A 17,487-nucleotide genomic window follows, 5' to 3' on the forward strand; every position below is an offset into this window, starting at 1 on the left:
ATCCACATCACTCAATAGTCCTACCGGGCTGCAGCACAGGGGGCAGCTGTTGCGGCGTAGTAATTTTCATATCGTATGCTTTACCGGTTACGGAGTTGTACTGGTAGTGGATGGTTATATTTTCTCCGCTAGATAGACGGTGACTTACTTCCATTTTTTTCCATCCCTCACTCCGCGGGAAGTCTTTATCGCCCGCTAGTTTTGTATCACGGCCGGCAGAGGGATTTTCTGTCACTCTGTTCCACAAAGTCTGCTCGTTCAGATCTCTTGGCGCCGTTGACTGATAGCTCTTTGCTGTTGAATGCGTTGCATAATCTGGAAGACCAGCAGAAAACTCATCGGCAGCATTTTCCCGACCATAATAATCTCTATTTACGCTAGACCTTTCAGTAACAGCATTCGGGCTATATGGATCATCAACAATAGATGGTTTACCGCCACTGAAACCACTAGAACCGGCACCTTTTGCACCGAAAACACCAGGCTTAGCCCCAGGAACCCCCAGCCCCGCAACCGCTAACGTCCCGAATAGAATATTACCCGCAGCATTCCATCCGTCACCGTTGATAGCCTGGTTTGCACCGTAACCGGCTTGAAGCACCCCATCGGCTGCAGCAGCAATTCGAACAGTAGCGCCTAAAGGACCAGAAAGTCCATAAATGGCAGGATTGCCGATATTCGCAAGACCTTGCTGCTCGTAACTCTCTCGTAAGACACCTTTGGCGTCCTTGTAAGTCAATTCGTTGGCGCTTTTGTCGCGGGACCAATAGAGCTTCTCTAGCCACCCCAGTTCCGCGCGAGCGGTGTCACCGTAAGCATTTTTTGCCTCGGTGGTACCTGCGTAATAGAAATCGGTAGTGGGGGCCGGCCCATTATTCAACAGGTTCTCTAGGTCTAGACGTGCCTTTGCTTCGCCTTTTGACGCTACCTGCTCATAGGTATAGACCTGAAGATAGGCCGTTAACTCGGATACATCGTCCTTGGATAAAGACCCAGGATCTTTCTTGTAGGCTGCCAGCAAATTGTCGCTGCGTTGATCAGCCCCCTCCAAGGAAACAAGTTTTTTAGCGGCGCCTATCCCTCGGTCTCTCTCAAAGTCCTCCCGGGCTTTATCTCGTTCCGGTGCAGAGTGATCACCTAAAAAGTTGTACTGCGTAGAGTTCTGCGCGATCCACTTTCCTTTCTCCAGTTTGCTAGCATCCACATCCTTTTGAGCAGCCGCAGCCAAAACGCCAACGATTTGAGAACTCATGGTCAATAAGCGCCCATCGCCCTTAACCAGTTTGTTAAGGTCCGCAACCAAAGCTTCGTTCGCCCCGGCTGCTAAGGCACCTGTTTGGAAATCTCCACCTGTCGCCTCTGCCAGCAACCCTCCGACCATGGCATGAATGGCAATTTTCGGCACAGAACCATCAGCGACTACGCCTTTGGTGTAATCGCCCACAGCGTTAAAGCTGGCGGCGGCCAAGGTATTGAACAGTGCACTTTTCAACGCGTCACTGGCACTACCGCCTTGCCCAAGCGCTTTGCTCAGCAGCATAGAGGTGCCATTTTGAAGTACTTGGTTTGCGGCAAACTGCCCCACACCGTTCACGGTGTATAACTTCGGACCGATAACTTGGCCAGTAGCCGTATCCGTATGTGTTCCGGTCCAACCATCAAAATAGGCGGCAGTTAAACCAGCTGTGACGCCTGAGATGACATACCCCTTCATCGCATCCGAAGAAGTCACATCCTTGAGTACCGCCCCCAAATTGCCCCGATTATTGATGACGCTCACGGTGGCGTTGGTAGCAGCCCCGGACGCAACGGCCCCCACAGCAGCCCCCGTTACGGTTCCTCCCGCAGCCGTAGCTGCCATCGGCCCCAGTACTGCCGACATCACAATCGCAATAATGATCTGCGACGCCGGCCCAAGCCCCGAGTTGCTGTATTTGAAGCTATCGTGAATTTCCTTGACCTGGCGCCAGTCCACGTCACCGCGTTTTTCGGCGTCTTTAAGCCAAGCCAACTGCGGGTCTGCCTTGACCATCGCATCAATGGATTGGCTGACGGTTTGCTGGTTGACCTGCAGGACGTCGATCTTCAGGCCCTCAACGGCTTTGATCGCAATGTTGCCCTCAGCCACCATTTGGGTCTGGCGTACGGTCTCGTCGGTTTTGCCCTTGCCCTTTGCCGATACCCAGAATGCGTTGTTGTTGGATTTCTCGTGGCTCTCTTGATGCAGATCCTTGGCGGCCTCAAATGTAATACCACCACCACTATCCAACGTAATGTCCTGCCCACTCTCAAGCTTGGCCGCCTGATACACCTGATCACTACCACTCTTGAGCGTCAGATCCCCCCCGGTCGTGATCTCACTCCCGATGTTGGTGACCTGCGTGACCTCATCCCGCTGAGTCTTCTTGCTCCCGAAGCTCCCCTTCTTCTTCATGTCATACAGCGAATAATCGCTGTCTTCCGCCGCCAGCAACCCCAGCTTTCCACCCGCCACCAAATACGCTTCATCCCCCGCACTGACGCGGCTGGCAATCATCGCCAGGTCCTTGCCAGCACTCAGCGAGACATCCCCGCCAGCCTTGACCGACGTGCCCACCTGGCTCACATGGTCTTCCTGCGCCTTCACCTTCTTCAGGTTCAACGCCGAATGCTGCTCGTCCGCCGCCGAAGCCATCGTCAGGTCGCCCACCGCCGACATCGCGACATCCCGCTTGGCATCCATCTGGCTGGCAATTGCTGTCAGATCGCGGCCAGCAATCGCTGATAGGTCGCGACCCGCCGTCACCGACGAACCGTTCTGGGTGACGGAGCGGCTGTTGTTGCGGGCGCTGAGGTTCGCGTTGCTGTTGGCCTGCTCCACTGAGCCGAAGCTCAGGTCGCGGCCGGCCTGGATGGTGGTGTCGCGCCCGCTTTGCAGCACGCTGCCCTGGTTGGAGAAGTCGCGGCCGGCCCTGATGCTCATGTCGTTGGCCGCTTCGATACGTGCGGCGCTGTCGAGAAAGTCGCTGTGTTCGCTGATGACACCATCGCTGCTGTCGTGGCCGGTGACGGTGCGTTCGTTGATCACGTCGCCATTTACGGCGGTCATGGTGACGTCGCGTCCGGAAATGATGCCGCCGGCCTTGTTGACGATGTTGTTGCCCGCCAGCAGGTCCAGTCGGTTACCCGCTTCGATCAAGCCACTGTTGACCAGGTCGTTGCCGGCCTTGGCCGACAGGTTGTTGCCGGCACGCAAGGTGCCGACATTGTCCAGGTTCTGGCCCGCGATCAAGCTGACGTTGTTGCCCGCAATCAGCGCGCCGTTGGGCCCCAGGCGGTTGTTGGCGTTGGCCAGGTACAGCACCGGCACCAGCACCTCTTCGCCGTTGACCACGCTTTTTTCCAGCCAGACGATGTCGTGGGTCAGCGCCGCGACTTGCTCGGAGCTCAGGCTGACACCTACCGCCAGGTTCAGCGTTTGCTTGCTGGCGATGGCATTGTCCATCAAGTATTTGAACAGCTTTTCGTCGCTGGTTTGCCCATCGAGGAAACGCTGGCCGGTACGTGCGACGACGGCTTGCTGAACCAGGCGTTGTTCGTAGAAACCATCGCCCAAGCGCTTGGCGCTCTCGTCCGGGTTGTAGCCCAGCCCGGACAGCAGGTAGTCCGAGCTCATGAATTGCTTCATGCCGGTGAGCACCGGGTTGGTTTCGACCAAGTATTTGTGCGGCTGCGACACCGCGCTCTTGTCTGGAAGACCTTGGACCCGGTTGACGGTCTGGCTGGCAACCGGAGTCGGTTCAGCCGCAGATGGCACAACTGCGACCACGGCAGGTCGGCTGCTGACGCTTGCACCAGGCTGATCGACTGGCGACGTGACCGACGGGGTCTCTCGTGGCAGGGGCGCCACCGGAGCCACCACGGATGGCTGCGGCGCAACGACACTAACCGGTGTAACAGGGGCCTGTGGGATCAGGCCCGGCAGGTCAAGGTCGGGGCGCGTGCTACTCGGCGCAACGGCTACAACGCTGGTCGCGCGATCAGCAGTTGAGAGGCTTGGGACGTTCTGGTCAGGGCGGGTGCCGCCAGACGACGTTCCATCGGGTGTGGTCAGCACGATACGGGCGTCGCGCTCAGCGGGCGTCAGGCCTGACAGGTCGACATTCGGACGAGAGACATCAACCGTCGGCCGCGAGCCTTCAACAGGGTTTTGGGTGTTGATGCCATCGACCTGGGTGATATCGCCGCCGCTGGTACGGCCAGGTTGCAGCGTGACCGCATCGGCATTGCCTATGCCGGCGATGTTAACGGCACTGGCCCTGGCGTTGATTCCGCTGGCCTCGCGGGCCGTAACCGATACCTGTCGGCTGTTGGCGGAGAGCTGGGTGACCTCTTCTAACTGAATCGTCCGCCCCTGGGTTTCGGGAAGGGTCTGTTGGCGTTGCGCCAAACCGACGCTGGCGGCGCCAAGGGTCCAGCTCTGAGGCCCGGCATTAGCTTGAGCCGCTTGCCCGCTGCTGGCGCCCTGCCCGCTCAGGCGGAACAAACCATTCTGGCCGGTGGGCAGGCTGAAGCCCGGGAGCGCGAGGGGGTTCACTTGCTGTTGGGCCAGGTTGGGAGGCAACTGCGAATTGATGGAGATCGCCGTCGAATAGCCACTTCCTGCGCCTGTGTCGGCTTTCGTGCGGCCGGCTGCTACATAGGCGTAGTAAGGACGCACCACGCTGTTGTTGATGTTCTGGGCAGCGTTCAGTGCGACGTTGCCCCCCGCCTGGATGACCGCATCGTAGGATTGGCCATCGCTATTGAGCGTGGTGGTTTTTTCGGAAAGCTTGCCGCCCCCCATGAGGCTGAGGAAATAGCTGAGGTCTGCTTCGACGGTCGCCGAGGGCGCAGGGCTATTTTTTGCATTGAAGTTGGCGGCCGCCGGCAGCGCCTGGAAGATTTGCGTGACAAAGTTCCAATACGTGCGGGTGGTCTTGATCTCCTGGGCTTGCACACCTTGGTTATTGATAGTGGTCGCGTTGGCGGTGAGGTTGCCCGTGGCAGCAATGGTGCTGCTCAGGTTGTTGAGCGTCTGGGCGTCGATCTGCATGTCAGCGCCGCTGCTGAGCGCCGAGGCCACGCTGCTGCGGGTAACGTTCAAGCGATCGATTTCATCGATTTGCCACAGACCATTTCGACGGCCTTTGCTGCGGAAGTCACATCCCGCACCTGGGATCAGGTTGCAGTCGAGTTCGGTGATCTTGACCGAACTTTTTTCATGCCCCGAATACTCCAACACGTCCCTGACGTTATTGACGGTCATGGCACTGACGGTCAGGTTTTTCGCACTCTCGACGGTGCCCGAACGGTTATCCAGCAAATCGGCTTTGGTCTGGCTGGCATCTTTGGCGATCAGGACATTACCCAGCCCGTAAACATCGGCGTAGGTGTTGGTAAAGCGGGTGGCCAGCAACTGCATGTCGCCGCCGCTGGTGATCAACCCATTGCTGTTGAGCAGGGTGTTGCTGCTGAGGGTCAGATTGGCGCCTGTCGCCAGTGTGCCGGTGTTGCTGACATCTGCTGCCGTGACGGTCATGTTGTTGGCCGAGGTCAGACGCCCGGCGTTAGTCAACTGGCCGCCCACGTTGATCGTGCTGTCCTGTCCGCCGGCAATACTCGCCGCCGTGCTCAGGTTCACTTGCCCGGCACTCAGGCCCAGGTTACCCACGCTGCTGTAACGCCCATTGCCGCCATAGCTGCCGGCCAGCGTCAATTGGGCCGTGCCATCGCTGGCGATCAAGCCATCGTTGTTCCAGTTACCACCACTGCCTACGAAGCTGTCAGACGCCAACAACTGGCCGCCTGCGGCTTGATTCAAGGTATTAACGTTCACCGTCAAACGCCCAGCCTGGATCACACTGCTGTTGGTCCAGGTATCAGCGGCCAGGGTCAAGCCCCCTTGGGTGACGACAGTGCCCCCGGCATTGGTCAGGTTCGCGGTGGCAATATCAAACGTGCCGGTGCCGCTGTGCAGCAGGCTGCCGCCCTGGTTCTGGAAGCTTGCGGCATTGAGAGTGAGGTCGCTGGTGCGCGTTTCCAGGCGGCCGTTGCGGTTGTCGAATACGCCGCCGACCTGGAAGTCGGTCTTGCCGCCGCTGCCCATAGCGCGCAATTGGCCGCCCTGGTTGTCGAGGCTGCCGGCTTGCACGCTCAGCAGTGTGTCGCTCTCGATAATCCCCGAGTGGTTGCTAAGTTGGCCGCTGAGCCCCAGTTCAACCCGGTTCGCCGCCATTTGCCCGAAGCTGTTGTCCAGCCCCGCACCGCCGACCCGCAGCAGGTCCTTGGCATACAGGCCGCCGTAGGCGTTGGCGAAATAATTGGCGTTGACCACGGCGTCGCCATTTTGCGCGGCGATACGCCCGTGTTGGTTATCCACGCTGCCGGCGATCAGGTTCAAGCGCTGGCCCTGAATCACGCCGGCCTTGCCGACCTGGCTATAGCCGTTCAGCAGCCTGTCAGCCACGTTGGCATCCAACAGGCCCTTGAGGCTGGCGAGTGTGCCGCCCTGGTTGTTCAGGGTATTGGCTTTGGCACTGACATCACCGCTTTGCGCCAGAAGCTTGCCATCCTGGTTATCCAGCTCACCGCTGACATCCAGGCTCAAGCCACTTTGGCCCTGTACCACGCCCGCACGGTTACTCAGGCTGGTAGCCTTGACTTGCAGGTCTGCACCCTGGCTGTAGATCAAACCGTCGGCGTCGTTTTGCAGGACGCCGGTGCTGGTGATTGCTACACGGTCCTTGCCGGCGATGGTGCCGTGCTGGCGGTTGTCGAGGCCGCCGGTGAGCAGCGTCAGCAGGCCCTGGCTGGCAATCTGGCCGCCCTGGTTGTTGACTTGGGCAGCGCGCTGCAACAGCAACGGGCCGGCGCTGGCCAGCTTGCCGTTGGTGTTGTCGAGGATGCTCAGCAGGTTGAGGGTCAAGCGGCCGTTGCTGGCGAGCGTGCCGCCCTGGTTGTGCAGGTCGGTGCCGGTCACGCTGAGCGCCTGCTGCGCGTTGACGGTGCCGGCCTGGTTGTCGAGAGTGGCGGCTTGCAGGTCGAGATCGGCGCCGCTGTCGATCAGGCCGCCGTTGGCGTTGTTCAGCCCGGCGCTGATCACCAGGCTTTGCCCGGCGCCGCTGGACAGAATGCCGCCGTTGTTGTCGAGGCTGGCCGCCCGTACGCTCAGTTGCCCTTGGCTGACCAGGGCACCGGCACCGCCATTGAGCAGTTCGCCGGAAAGGCCCACGTCGACTGCCCCGCTGCGGCTGGACAGGGTGCCGTTGTTGCGGTTGTCGAGGCGCCCGCCGTAGACGTTCAGACCCTGCCAACCGGAAACCAGGCCGCTCTGGTTGAGCAGGTTGGTCGCGTTGACGGTCAGCACCTGGCTGCTGATCAGCTTGCCGCCGCTGTTATCCAGGGTGCCGGTGCTCAGGGCGAGGTTTTGCTGGCTGGACAGTTCGCCGTTCTGGTTGTTGAAGGTGCGCAGTCGGTTGAGGGTCAACGGGCCTTTGGCGAGGATCAAGCCGTTGCGGTTATCCAGGTCGTTGTTGTTCAGGTCCAGGGTGACGCGTTGTTCACCCATGACACGGCCACCCGCCAGGCTCAGGGCGCTCAGGTTCAGGTCCATCGCGCCTTTGGCGGAGACCTCGCCGCCGCTGCCGGTGTCCAGGCTGGCGGCGCTCAGGTTGAGGGTGCCCTGGCTGTTGATCAGGCCGGCGGCACGGTTGTCCAGCGCCATGGCGCTGAGGGTGACGCCTGCCGTACCGAGCAGGCTGCCGTTCTGGTTGTTCAGGTTGGCGCTGGTCAGGGTCAGCGCCTGCTTGGCACTGATCAAACCCTGGTCCTGGTTATTGAGCAGACCTTCGCTGGTCAGCTGCAGGTCGCTGCGGCTGGTCAGGGTGCCGCCGCGGTTGTCCACCGAGCCTGCCTGTGCGTTGAGGCTGGCCGCACCGATCAGGCCCTTGACGTTGGCCAGTGCCTGGGCGAGGCGCAGCGTCAGGCCCTGGTTGCTCAGCAGTTTACCGTTGCTGTTATCCAGGCTTTGCGCGGCCAGGGTGAAGGCTTGGGCGCTGGAGATTTCACCGTTCTGGTTGTTGACGGCATTGAGGTTGTTGAGCAGCAGCGGGCCGAGGGTATTGATCAGGCCGCCCTGGTTGTTCAACTGGCCGTTGTTCAGGTCGAGGCTCAGGCGGGTGTTGCTGAAGAGTTTGCCGCCCTGCTGGTCCAGGCCCGTGACGCTGGCCGTAAGCGCCTTGGCGCTGCCGATGCTGCCACCGTTGTTGAGTTGGCCCGCGCTCAGGTTGAGCGTGTCGCCGCTGTTGAGGCGCCCGCCCTGGTTATTCAGCACGCCGGTGGTGACCGCAACCGGCCCTTTACCGCTCAGGCTGCCTTGCTGGTTGCCCAGGCCGGCGCTGCGCAGCACCAGGGCGCCGTCGGTGACCAGTTCACCGTTCTGGTTGTTCAGTTGGCCGGTGACTTCGACACTCAAGCCCTGTGCGCTGGAGAGGCTGCCCTGGGTGTTGTTGAGGCTGCGCGCCTTGACGTCGAGGGTCCCTTCACTGCTCAGCAAGCCCTGGCTGTTGTCCAGGTCGCCGGCCAGTTCCACTTGCATTGGTTGTTGGCTGAGGAGCTTGCCGCCACTGTTATCCAAGCCGGTGCCCGCCAGCATCAGGCGCTGGCCGCTGAGTTGACCGCCGTGGCGATTGAGCAGTTGATCGACGCTGAGGTTCAGGCCACTGCCGGCGAAGACTTGGCCGTTGTCGCTGTTATCCAGTCGTTGGCCGGTGACGTTGACGTCGGCGTTACTGGTCAATTCACCGGCGCGGTTGTCGATGCCGGCCACATCGAGTGTCAGCGCTTTTGTGGCGCCGATCAGGCCGCCACGGTTATCGAGGCTGGCACCGCTGAGGTGCAGGGTGTCGGTGCCGATCAACTGGCCTTGCTGGTTGTCGAGGCGGTTCGCGTTGACCGTCAGTTCAGCCTTGCCGGCGATTTCGCCGCCACGGTTGTCCAGGTTGGTGCTGGCCAGTAACACCTTGCCGTCGCCCATCAGGGTGCCGCGCTGGTTATCGATCAGGTCGCCGGCACTGAGGTCCAGGACACCCCGGCTGCTGACCAGCCCCTCAGTGTTGTCCAGGCTGAGACTGCGGCTGTAGAGGCCGGCGCTGCTGATACGGCCTTTGAGGTTGGCCAGGGCCTGGTCGATGCGCAGGGTCAACGCCTGGTTGCTGATCAGCTTGCCGTTGCTGTTGTCGAGGTTGCGCGCTGCCAGGGTGAAGGCGTTCTGGCTGGAGATCTCACCGTTCTGGTTGTTGAGGTTGCCGAGGTTTTTCAGCATCAGGGTCGGTGCGTTGATCAAACCGGCGTTGTTCAAGTCACCGTGGTTCAAATCCAGGTTCAGTTGGGTGTTACTGAACAACTCGCCACCCTGCTGGGTGAGGCCGGTGAGGCTGGCGTTCAGGCTGCCGGCGCTGGCTATGCGGCCGGCGTTGCTGACCTGGGCCGCCTTGAGGTCGAGGCTGTCGGCGCTGATCAGGCGCCCGCCCACGGTGTTGTTGAACAGGCCGGTGTCCAGGGTCGCGGCGCCCTGGCTTTTGATCAGGCCCTGCTGGCTGTTGTCGAGGCTCGCGCTGGTCAGGGCGAGGGTTTGGGCGGTCTCGAGGATACCGCCCTGGTTGAGCAGCTCATTGGCGCTGCTGATGTCCAGCGTACCGGCGCTGGAAACACTGCCGCCGGTGTTATCGATGCGTTGGCCGAGCAGTTGCAACGTCCCTTCACTGCTGATCTTGCCGTAGCTGTTATCCAGCCCCGCCGCCAGTTGAATCGCCAGCGAGCGCTGGCCGGCAAAGGTGCCTTGGGCGTTATCCAGGCGCGTGCCGGTCAAGCGTGCATCCTGGGCGAACACCAGCCCCTTGGCCTGGTTGATCACCTGGGCCACGGCCAATTGCAGCGCCGTCCCGGCCAGCAGCTTGCCACCGCTGTTGTCCAGGCGCTGGCCGCTGAGCTCGGCGTCTATCTGGCTGGAGATTTCGCCGGCCCGGTTATCGACGCTGTCGACCTTGAGTTTCAGCGCTTTTGTGGCCCCGACCAAAGCACCGTCGCGGTTCTCGAGGCGGGTGCCGGTGAGGGACAGATTGCCTTGGGCAACCAGCTCGCCACCTTGTTGCGTCAAGGTGCCGATGGTAGCGTCCAGGTCGGCCTGGCTGGCGATGCGCCCCTTGTCGTTATTGGCGTTTTCCAGCGCCAGACGTACGGGGCCTGCGGCGCTGAGCAAGCCACCCTGGTTGCTCAGCGACTGGCCCGTGATGCCCAGGGCCTGCTTGCTGTTGAGCACGCCCTCGCGGTTGTCCAACTGGCCGAGGTAGAGGTTCAGGTCCTGGTTGGCGCGGATCGCGCCGGCGCGGTTATCCAGGCTGTTGCCGCGCAGGGTCAGCAGGTTCTGCCCGGAAACACGCCCGCCACGGTTGTCCAGGCTCGCCGCCTGAATGTCCATGAGCCCTTTGGCCATCACACTGCCCTTGGCCTGGTTGTCCAGCAAACCGTCGACTTTCACGCGCAGGCTGCCATCGCTGACCAGGCTGCCGGCCTGGCTGTTGTCCAGGCTCGCCGACGTGACTTGCAGGCGCTGGGCGGCACCAAGGGTGCCCGCCTGGTTTGCCAGTGCGCCCTGGATCGCCAGGTCGAGGCTGACATCGCCCATCACCTGACCGTTGTGGTTGTTCAAGGTCATGGCGTTGACCACGCTGGCGCCGGCACTCGAGACTTCGCCGTCGACGTTGAGCAGGTCACCGGCCAACGCCAGGCTCAGGTCTTTCGAGCTGCTGAAAACGCCCTCGCTGTTGTCCAGGCTTGCCGCTTGAGCCGTGAGCCCGGCCGCAGAAACCTGGCCGTTGCGGTTGATCAACGCCTGATCGATCTTGAGGTCCAGCGCCTGGTCGCTCAGCACTTTGCCGTCGGTGTTATCCAGGCTTTGCGCGGCCAGGGTGAACGCCTGTTTGCTGGAGATCTCGCCGCTTTGGTTGGCGACCGTCGCCAGGTTCTTGAGCAACAGCTGGCCTGGCGCACTGATCAAGCCTGCGGCGTTGTTCAGGTGGCCTTTGTTCAGGTCCAGGGTCAGCGCACCCGTGCTGTAAAGCTGGCCACCGCCGCGCTGGTCAAGCCCGGTGATGCTGGCGGTGAGGGTGTTGGCGCTGGCGATGCGACCCTGTCCACGGTTGTCCACCTGCCCTGCCGCCAGGTTGAGGCGCTGGGCGCTGGTCAGCCGCCCGCCCTGCTGGTTGTTGAAAGCGCCGGTGGTGACCTGCACGGCACCGTCACCGATGATTTTCCCGCCCAGGTTGTCCAGGCTGGCGCTGGTCAAGGTCAAGGCGACCGCGCTGAGCAACTCGCCTTTCTGGTTGCTGATCGCGCCCGAGGTGGTCAGTACCAGCGGTGCGGCGCTGCTGATGCGCCCGTTGTCATTGGCCAGGCTGGCCGCATGCAGGTTCAGGTCGCCATCGCTGCGCAACGCACCTTGTTGGTTATTCAGGTGATCGCTCAAGGTGATGCCGAGGCTGCGCTTGGCGTACAGGCTGCCCTGGGCGCTGTTGTCCCATTGCGCGGCGTTCAGGTGGAGCGACTGCTGCCCGGAGATGATGCCCTTGAGCTGGTTGTTCAAGCGCTGCAGGGTCAACTGCATGTCGCCGTTGGCCAGCAGGCGCCCGCCGGCGCTGTTGTCGAACTGCTGGCCGGTGAGCGTCAGGTCGGTGACGCTGGAGACTTCCCCGGCGCGGTTATCCAGCGTGTCCACCGCCAGGGTCATGGCCTGGCCTGAGTTGAGCAAGCCGCCGTCACGGTTATCCAGCGTGGTGCCGTTGACCTGCAATTGCCCCACCGCCGCGACGCTGCCGCCACGGTTGTCGAATTGGCCGACGCTCAGGTTCAGGTGGTTCTTGCCGGTAATACGGCCTTTGGCCTGGTTATCCAGGCTGGCAGCGGTCAATTGCAGCTGGGTAGTGGCGGCCAACAGCCCCGCCTGGTTGAGCAACTGACCGCTGATCAACGCATTCAGGACACCGTCGCTGGTCAGTTTGCCCTGGGTGTTGTCGAGACTGCCGGCGCTCAGGTTCAAGACCTGGCCCGTGACAAGGCGGCCGTTGCGGTTGGCTACCGCGCCCGAGTGCTCAAGGGTGAGCCGGTTGTCGCCCTGGATCAGCCCTTGGCTGTTGTCCAGCGACGCCCCCGTGAGGGCGGTACTTGCGCCGAGGATTTCGCCCTGGCGGTTGTCGAGTGCCGTGTCGACCTGCGCCGTCAGGTTGTCGCGGACCTTGAGCGAGCCCTCGGCATTCACCAGGCGATCAGCGCGCAAGTCCAGGCCAGTGGCGGAAACCAGGCCCTTGGTATTGTCCAGGGCCTTGGCAATGCGCACGATCAGCCCTTGTTCGCTGAGCAACTTGCCGGCGCGGTTATCCAGGCTGTCGGCGCTGAACGTCAGCGCCTGGGTACTGGAGATTTCGCCGCCCTGGTTATCCACGCTGGCCAGGTTGTTTAGCAGCAGCGCACCCGGGGCATGAATCAAGCCGCCCTGGTTGTTCAGGTGGCCGTGGTTGAGGTCCAGGCTCACACCCGCCTGGCTGTAGAGGCGGCCATCGTTGTGTTGATCAAGGCCCGTGACGGAGGCCGTGAGTTGCTGCTGGCTGGTGATGCGTCCGCCGGCACTGTTGTCTACCGGCCCGGCCGTGAGCACCAGGGTGCCATCGCTGTTGAGCGTGCCTTGAGCGTTGCCCAACGCGCCCTTGGCCGACACGGCCAGTTGTTGCTTGGAATAGAGTTTGCCGCTGCTGTTATCCAGGCTGCCCGCCGTGATGTCCAGCGCCTGGGCGCCAAACACCAGGCCCTGACGGTTATCCAGGGCACCAAGGCTGGTGAGGTTCAGCGTGGCATCGCCCTGGAGCAAGCCCTCGCGGTTATCCAGGGAGCCGGTATTGACCGAGGCGGTGCGCGCCAGCAGTTTACCGTTGCGGTTGTCCAGCGCAGCGTCGACCTGCACCGTCAGGCCGTCAGTCGCACTGAGTGTGCCGCCGAGGTTGTCCAGGCTGCCGGCACGCAGGTCCAGCGCGTGGGCGGACAGCAGGCCCAGGGTGTTGTCCAGGGCGCGCGCAATTCGCAGAGTCAGCGCCTGTTCACTGAGGACCTTGGCGTTGCGGTTGTCCAGCGTATCGGCGGCCAGGGTAAACGCCCGGCTACTGGAGATTTCCCCGCCCTGGTTGGCGACGCTGTTGAGGTTGCTCAGCCGCAATTGACCCGGTGCGGTGATGGCACCGCCCTGATTGTTCAGATGGCCACGATTGAGATCCAGGCTGACGTCGCCCTGGCCGAACAGGCGACCATCGTTGTGCTGGTCCAACCCCGTCACGCTGGCGCTGAGCGACTGCCCACCGCTGACGCGCCCACCGTCGCTGTTATCCACCTGGCCTGCCTTCAGGCTCAATTGGGCATCACCACGCAAGCGTCCCTGCTGGCTGTTGTTCAGGGCACCGTCCAACGCCAGGTCGAGATTCTGGTTGGCATACACGCTGCCCTGGCGGTTATCCAGGCTGGCCGCGTTGATTTTCAAGACGCCGACCGCTGCAAGGTTGCCGTTGCGGTTATCGAGCGTGGTGCCGACGAGGGTCAGGTCGGCCTTGCTGCTGATGCGTCCCTGGCGTTGATTATCCAGACTGCCCAGGTTCAGGCGTAGATGACCGGTGGAAGCCAGCAAGCCTGCCTGGTTGAGCAACTGCCCGGCGATCACGGCGGTCAGGGCGCCGTCGCTGGTCAGCGTGCCTTCACTGTTATCCAGGCTGGCGGCATTGAGGGTGAAGGTCTCGCCGGCCGCCAGGGTGCCGTGCTGGTTGATCAGGGCGGCGCTGCTGAGGGCCACACTGCGATCGCCTTGGGCGCGCCCTGCGCTGTTGTCGAGTGAACCGGCGGTCAACGCCAGGTCATTGGCCAGCAACTCGCCGCTGCGGTTATCCAACAGCCCATCCACGCCGAGGTTCAACGCGGTACGCGCAGACAATTTGCCGCCCTGGTTGCTCAAGCTCCCAGCCCTTGCGTCGAGGCTAGTGGCCGACACCAGGCCTTTGGTGTTCCCCAGCGCACGGGCGATACGCAAGGTCAGGGCCTGCTCGCTCAAAACCTTGCCCAGGGTGTTATCCAGGCTGTCCGCTTGCAGGCTGAAGCCGCTGACGCTGGAAATTTCCCCGCCTTGGTTGTCGACGCTGTTGAGGTTATTCAACAGCAACGACCCCGGTGCGTTGATCAATCCACCCTGGTTGTTCAGATACCCGCGATTGAGGTCCAGGCTCAAGTCGCCCTGGCTGTAGAGACGACCGTCGTTGTGCTGGTCCAGGCCGGTCACATTCGCGCTGAGGCGCTGGCCGTTGATGCGCCCGCCGCTGCTGTTATCCAGCAACCCGGTGCGCAATTGCAGGGCGCCGCCGGCGCTGAGCTGGCCGCCCTGGTTGTCCAGGTCGGCGCTGTTCAGTTGCAGGTCGGTGCCTGCGCTGAACAACCCGCTCTGGTTAAGCAGGTGACCGGCAATGGCGGCGGTCAACGCGGCATTGCTGGTGAGCTTGCCAAGGGTGTTGTCGAGGCTGGCCGCAGTGAGTTGCAGGGTCTGGCTGCTTGCCAGGGTGCCATTGCGATTGCTCAGGTCGCCGCTGTTGATCTTCAGCAGAGTGTCGCCCTGTATCCGACCTTGGGCGTTGTCCAGTACGCCCGCCGTCAGCCGCACATCGCGGCCCAGGATTTCGCCATTGCGGTTGAGCAGTGTGGCGTCGACGTCGTGGGTCAGGCCGTTCTGCGCCACCAGATGACCGCCGCTGTTGTCGAGATTGCCGGCGTGTACCTGCAACGATGCGGCGCTCACCCGGCCTGCAGCGTTATTCAACGCCTGGGCAACGGCCAGCATCAGCGACTGCTCGCTCAAGACCTTGCCGCCGCGGTTATCCAGGCTGTCGGCTTGCAGCGTGAAGCCGGTAGTGCTGGAGATTTCCCCGTTGCGATTGTCGACAGTATTGAGGTTGTTCAGCAGCAACTGGCCGGGCGTGCCGATCACGCCTGCCTGATTGTCCAAGTGCCCACGGTTGAGGTCCAGCGCCAGCTCGAGCTGGCTGGAGATACGGCCGCCGCCGTTGTTCAAGCTGCCCACATTGACCTGGCTCGCGCCGACAGCACTGACGCTGCCGCCACGGTTATCCAGCACCCCCGTGACCCGAGCGTTCAGCGCAGCGCGACTGTTCAGGCTGCCGTTCTGGTCATTGACCAGGCCGGCGGCATCGATTTGCAGGCCGGCGGCCGCAATCAGCCCCGCACCGTTATTCAAGACCTGGGCAATCTGCAGGGTCAGCCCCTGGTCGCTGAGCAGCTTGCCGGCCGCGTTATCGACCGTGCGTGCGGCGACGGTAAACGCCCGCGCACTGGAAATCTCACCTTGGCGGTTATCCACGCTGTTGAGGTTGCCAAGGGTCAACTGCCCAGCGGCGTTGATCAGCCCGTTGCGGTTGTCCAGGTGACCCTGGTTGAGGTTCAGGCTCAAGTCGGTGTTGCTGTATAAACGCCCGCCGTCGTGTTGATCGAGGCTGCCGAGATTCGCGTTCAAGCCTTGAGCGCTGGCGATCCGACCAGCGCCGCTGTTATTCACCGCACCCGCCGTCAGGTCCAGGGCCTGGCCGCTGGTGAGCGCCCCACCCTGCTGGTTATCCAGCGCACCGACCTTGACCGTCGCGTTGCCGCTGGACTCGATACGGCCCTGCTGTTGGTTGGCCAGGCTGCCACTGAGTTCAACAGCGAGCGTACCTTGGCTGGTCAGCGATCCTTGTTGGCTGTTGTCCAGGGAAGCGGCATTCAACTGCACGGCCTGGTGCGCAGCGATCCGCCCGGCCTGGTTGTTGATGGCGGAGCTGGCATTCAGGTTCAAGGTTTGCCCGGCCGACACCAGGCCGGCCACGTTATCCAGCATCGCCACCTGCAAGCTGGCCTGGCCAAGGCTCGACAGTTCGCCGTTGCGGTTGATCAACTGGCCGACCGTTGCCGTCAGTGCTGCGCTGCTGGTCAACAGGCCGCCCTGGCTGTTGAGCAACTGCCCCGCGTTCACGCCGAGGCTGCCGGCGCTCAAGATTCGGCCCTGGTTCTGGTTGTCCAGGCTCGTGGCGCTCAGTTGCGCATTGCGCTGAGCGCTCAGGGTGCCGCCTTGGTTGGTGAGCTCGCCGGTATTGAGGCTGAGGTCGCGACTGGCAATGATGGTCTTGCCGGTATTGTCGATGGCCTGGGCTGTCAGGCGCACATCACCCTGGGCATTGCGGCTGTTGTCGGGGTTGACGCCGGCTTCGATAATCCCGCTGTTGGTCAATCGCCCGCCCGCGTCCAGCGTGAGGCTGTCCTTGGCGGCCAGGGTTTGTTGGTTGGTCAGTGCGCCTTGGGTTTTCACCGACAGATCGGTACCGGCATACACTGCGCCCTTGGCTTGCACACTGGCCGCATTGACCGCCAGCGCCGTACCGGCCGAGGTCTGCCCCATGATCACATTGCCTGCGGCGTCAATCCGAATATCGCCGCCGGCCACCATGTCACCCGACAACCGCACGCCAACACCGGCCTCGGTGCCGATCAGCTTGACCGCGCCCACATACATCCCACCCAGCGCCGACGAGTCGATGGCCAGGTCCGGTGCCTGGCTGCCATCCGCTGCACGTACGCTGGCATTCAAGGTGCGCGCATCCACATCGTTGCGACCGGCGACGATGGTGAGTTTTTTCGCCTGGATCTGCGCATTGATCGTGGTGGCGCGGGTGATGATTTCGAACTGATCGACATTGCTCGCATTCAGGCCGGCGCCATCGATGGCAACAGTGCCTTGGTCAACCTGATAGCGGTTGATCTGGCCGTTTTCGATCACGGCCTTGCCGGTGGTCAGCGTGGCTTGCGGGGTGTTGATGAAACCGCAGCCATTGCAGCTGATGCCGTAGGGGTTGGCGACAATCACATGGGCCGACTGCCCCGCCACTTCGGTGTAACCGCGCAGCTGGCTGGGGCTGCCGCCGTTGACCTCATTGAGGATGACGTTGGCGGCACTGCCGTGGAAATTCGGGTTGCCGACGATGATGCCGCCCAACTGGGTGGACTGGGTGCGGTCGGTGGCGTTGTTGAGGATCACCCCGTTGGCACCGACGTTGTAGTCATGAAACTGGTTGTGCGACAGGCCGTTGGCGTTGGGTGCGGCAATGTTGACGATCGGCACGCCATTGCCCGCTTGCGCGAGCGTGGTGCCCGGCGCACTGACCACGATACCGTCCGCCTGAGCCAGCAGCGGTTGCCAGAACATGGCGTTGGCCAGGATCAACGCCAACCCACGTTTAGGCAGCCCCAGGAAGTGGGTACGGCTTTTTACGGCAGCAGAAGGCTGGCGCGCGAGGAAGGCGAACTGGCGAACGTCCATGTCATGTCTCGTTGCCCGAAGGC

Annotated in this window: 1 protein-coding gene; it reads right to left on the reverse strand. The window is 62.2% G+C overall.

Translation table 11 applies throughout. The features are described 5' to 3' along the window. Positions 1-7 precede the first annotated feature (7 nt). Positions 8-17,464, reverse strand: coding sequence for a filamentous hemagglutinin N-terminal domain-containing protein (locus tag ACQRBV_RS22145; protein ID WP_411984063.1), 17,457 nt, complete (start codon positions 17,462-17,464; stop codon positions 8-10). Between the last annotated feature and the right edge of the window lie 23 nt (positions 17,465-17,487).

The organism is Pseudomonas sp. R11F (assembly GCF_050312575.1).
Classification (GTDB): domain Bacteria; phylum Pseudomonadota; class Gammaproteobacteria; order Pseudomonadales; family Pseudomonadaceae; genus Aquipseudomonas; species Aquipseudomonas palleroniana.

Bases quoted from the DNA above. Each gene is read 5' to 3' on its own strand.
- ACQRBV_RS22145 (WP_411984063.1), bottom strand. From the start codon at position 17,464: ATGGACGTTCGCCAGTTCGCCTTCCTCGCGCGCCAGCCTTCTGCTGCC.